Here is a 3,983-nt window from a genome sequence, read left to right on the forward strand (position 1 = left end):
TGCTAAATGTTCTTTCAAATTTACACCATTTATTCGCCCTAACGCCTTGCCCTGCTGGCAGCCAGACTCCATGATTACTTCTTATTGATACAACATAAGCTAAATTGTATTCAGCTATTTTTCTAATAAATTGGCTACTTTCAGCATATAAACTATCAGCCAGTACTAATTCAATATTAAACCCTGATTCAATTAGCTCTGTAATAATTTCTGATGCTAACTCTATTTTCGTTTTGTATTTATCCGACTCCTTTAGTGTTCCTTTTGGTTTAAATACTTTTACAATTAGTGGAAAAGTTATATTAGAGTAAACTCCATAAGCATTGACTGAAACTATCCCATTATCTATCTTTCCCACGCTTCCCAAATATTGTCTAGCTACATAATCAGCGGAGCCGGAGACGCTCCGCCTCCGGTCTTTTTACCTTTTTTTCTATCTCCGGTTTCATCTATGACTACTGTAATTGCCTGACCATCTAATTCTTTCTTCAATCTATTTAATCTTCGTTGTTTTAACTTATTTACTGACCAATCTGAATTGGCTAGAAAGTGATGTAATGACTGAGCTGAGTTAATACTTACGACTTTCGCTATCTCTGGTAATGATTTTCTTTGAATTTGGGACATTATTCCCAGATGTAAATATTTGAAGCACTCATAATTTCTTACTTCTTTAAACAGGTCTTTATACTCTGCACAATATTCATCTATGGTGGCAACTGTTGGGTGAGCATCTCTTGCCAAATGTTTCAAGATTTGTAATTCTACATCCATTGACCTACTTACCTTTCAGGGTTTTATTTTTTTATTCTTTTATTCAGAATACCCGGAAAGTGACAGAAGAGGGTTAAAGCAGGTCACACAGCACGAACGGTTCTCAGCAAATCTAACGTCCAAAATCCGGCGTATTCATCTATTTAGAAACAGGCGATCGTCTTTAATCAATCTCAGATTATCATACCTGTTGAGCGTTTATCGGTCGATGTTAGGCAAACAGAACACTCGACCTCTGTAAAGGAATACACAATGGCACTGATTACAACACCATTTGGACGACATTCCACCGCCGCCGAGGTCGTAGAAGGAATTGATCTTTCCGGCAAGCGGGCAATCGTTACGGGAGCCGCATCGGGCATCGGCACAGAAACGGCGCGAGCACTGGCTCAAACTGGAGCGATCGTCACCCTAGCTGTGCGTAATACCGATGCTGGAGCGCAAGCCGCGGCTGACATTATGGCTACTACTGGGAACCAGAATATTCATGTTGCTTTGCTTGATTTAAGCGATCGCAACTCAATTGCCAAGTTCATTGCTGCCTGGCGTGAGCCGCTGCACATCCTCGTTAATAATGCAGGGGTAATGGCACTGCCCGAACAGCGCACACCCGAAGACTGGGAGGTGCAATTTGCCACTAACTATCTCGGACACTTTGCCCTAGCGCTCGGACTACACGACGCTCTCGCAGCAGAGGGTGCCGCTCGTATCGTGTTGGTTAGTTCTAGCGCGCACCTGATGTCGCCCATTGTGTTCGATGATATTCACTTCATGTTCCGTCCTTACGATCCGTGGTTGGCGTATGGACAGTCCAAGACCGCAAGTATCCTCTTTGCTGTGGGTGCTACTGCGCGCTGGTTCAAGGATGGCATTACCGCTAATGCCTTGATGCCTGGGGCGATCGCAACCAACCTCCAGCGTCATACTGGGGGTCTTAGAACCCCACCTGAGCGGCAGAAGACAATAGCGCAGGGTGCGGCAACTTCCGTTCTGTTGGCAACATCTCCGCTACTAAAGGGCGTTGGCGGACGCTATTTCGAGGACTGCAATGAAGCCACTCTCGTCACCAACGGGAACGGCTATATAAGCGGAGTTGCCCCCTACGCCCTGAACCCAGACAATGCCGAGCGGCTCTGGAATGAATCGTTGCGCCTGCTCGCTTGATCTGGCAATAGTGGTATCGGTCTTGCCACAGCCAAGTCGATGGCGGTATGGCACAGATTTAAAGTCCAAAAGGAGTTGAAGATGAAGCTGATCTCTGTTAATGTCGGCCTGCCGCGTGAAGTGTCCTGGAAAGGAAAAGCCGTCCGCACTGGAATTTTCAAAGAGCCAGTTAATGCCAGAGTGATGGTGCGCGAACTCAATTTAGATGGCGATCGCCAAGCGGATCTCACCGTTCATGGCGGAGTTGACAAAGCAGTTTATGTCTATCCCTTTGAGCATTACGACTACTGGCGAGATGAATTGCCTGACACAGAGTTAACGCCAGGAATCTTTGGTGAAAATTTCACAGTTACAGGATTGAGAGAAGAAGAATTAAACATTGGCGATCGCTTCAAAATCGGCAGTGCGGAACTAATGGTGACTCAACCGCGCTTACCCTGCTACAAACTAGGGATTCGCTTTGGGCGATCGGATATGGTGAAACGATTTCTCGCCAGTCGTCGCACCGGATTTTACTTTCGGGTTTTGCAAGAGGGCGAAGTGGTCGCTGGAGACACTTTAGAGTTGATGAGTCGAGATACTAACAATATTACTGTTGCTAATATCATTCAGCTTTATGTTCGTGAGCGAAACAATCCAGAGTTACTGCATCGTGCTGCTCAACTGGAAGCCTTACCTGAAAGCTGGCGGGACTACTTTCAGGAGCAGATCCGTCAACGCCCTTCGGGCGGGGAAAAGGGTAAAGGTTAAAGGGGAAAGGGAACCCCATAACTAAAGTTAGGGGCTTGATACTATGAGGCTGTATTTCTCGTACTACGTATCTGGAAATACATCTTTTTTCTTTCTCTATGTTTAAAAACAGGGGCTTGCGCCCTTTACCCCTCTTCGGTCGTCAGGATGTGAGATAGATCGACCTGTCGGAAAACGCCATCATCTCACTTTTATCACTTACAAAGAGTAATCCTATGACTACATATCGCACAGTTTCCATTGATGGTTTAGACATCTTCTATCGTGAAGCGGGTTCTCGTGATAATCCAACGATTCTGTTATTGCACGGCTTTCCAACTTCCTCTCACATGTTCCGCAATCTCATACCAGCACTTGCTGATAAATTCCATCTCGTTGCACTTGATTATCCTGGCTACGGCAACAGTTCGATGCCTACAGTAAATGAGTTTGATTACACGTTTGATAATTTGGCTGAGATTGTGGAAAAATTCATTGCTGCGATCGCTCTCAAAAAGTACAGTCTTTATGTGATGGATTATGGCGCACCGATAGGCTATCGAATTGCCGCTAAATATCCAGAGCGCGTGCAATCTCTGATTGTTCAAAATGGCAATGCTTACGAGGAAGGTCTGCGCGAATTTTGGGAACCGATTAAGGCATACTGGCAAGAGCGATCGCCTGAGAATGCTGAAAAGCTCAAATATCTTGTCACCCTGGAAGCGACGAAGTGGCAATATACCAATGGTGTTCGCAATCTAGAAGCAATCAGCCCCGATACCTGGACTATCGATCAACATTTCCTCGATCGCCCTGGCAACGGTGAGATTCAACTGGCACTGCTGTATAGCTATGGTACGAATCCACCGCTCTATCCCCAATGGCAGGAGTATTTTCGCCAGTATCAACCCCCTACCCTGATTGTTTGGGGCAAGAACGACTACATCTTTCCTGCTGACGGTGCTTATCCCTACCAGCGTGACTTGAAAGACGTTGAGTTCCATCTACTCGATACCGGACATTTTGCCCTGGAAGAGGACGGGGATGCGATCGCAAACTATATCGCTCAATTTCTCACATCACGACTGCAATCCGTTCTCACCTGATCGGTGGAAATGATGGATTATCCCAGCATGGCTCATACTCTGGTGAAAAATATCGCTATCAATGCACCTTTAATCTATCAAGCACTTGGTTTTGCCGATCGTAAATAAGTCGCAGAATAGACATCTCCGAAAACAGTTAAAGCCTTTGTGTGGCTAGGCTGTAGCCCGTAAATGCAATCATCTTAAATTAGTTAGTCTGTACGATAAAAT

At 45.5% G+C, this 3,983-nt stretch carries 3 protein-coding genes and 1 pseudogene; 3 read left to right on the plus strand and 1 reads right to left on the minus strand.

Annotated elements, in window-relative coordinates:
- Positions 1 to 774, minus strand: a pseudogene (locus V7K45_RS09295) (IS701 family transposase); the annotation flags it as partial.
- A 252-nt stretch (positions 775 to 1,026) separates the two neighbouring features.
- Here V7K45_RS09295 and V7K45_RS09300 point away from each other — a divergent pair.
- The 3 genes from V7K45_RS09300 to V7K45_RS09310 all read left to right on the plus strand — a co-directional run bounded on the left by V7K45_RS09300 (position 1,027) and on the right by V7K45_RS09310 (position 3,773).
- Positions 1,027 to 1,938, plus strand: a complete 912-nt coding sequence (locus tag V7K45_RS09300; RefSeq protein ID WP_335002599.1) for an SDR family NAD(P)-dependent oxidoreductase — start codon at positions 1,027 to 1,029, stop codon at positions 1,936 to 1,938.
- An 81-nt stretch (positions 1,939 to 2,019) separates the two neighbouring features.
- Positions 2,020 to 2,688, plus strand: a complete 669-nt coding sequence (locus V7K45_RS09305) for an MOSC domain-containing protein (protein ID WP_335002601.1) — start codon at positions 2,020 to 2,022, stop codon at positions 2,686 to 2,688.
- A 215-nt stretch (positions 2,689 to 2,903) separates the two neighbouring features.
- Positions 2,904 to 3,773 (plus strand): alpha/beta fold hydrolase, encoded by an 870-nt coding sequence (locus tag V7K45_RS09310; protein ID WP_335002603.1) that lies wholly within the window; start codon positions 2,904 to 2,906, stop codon positions 3,771 to 3,773.
- The last annotated feature ends 210 nt before the right edge of the window (positions 3,774 to 3,983 follow it).

The organism is Nostoc sp. (assembly GCF_036917375.1).
Classification (GTDB): domain Bacteria; phylum Cyanobacteriota; class Cyanobacteriia; order Cyanobacteriales; family Nostocaceae; genus Nostoc.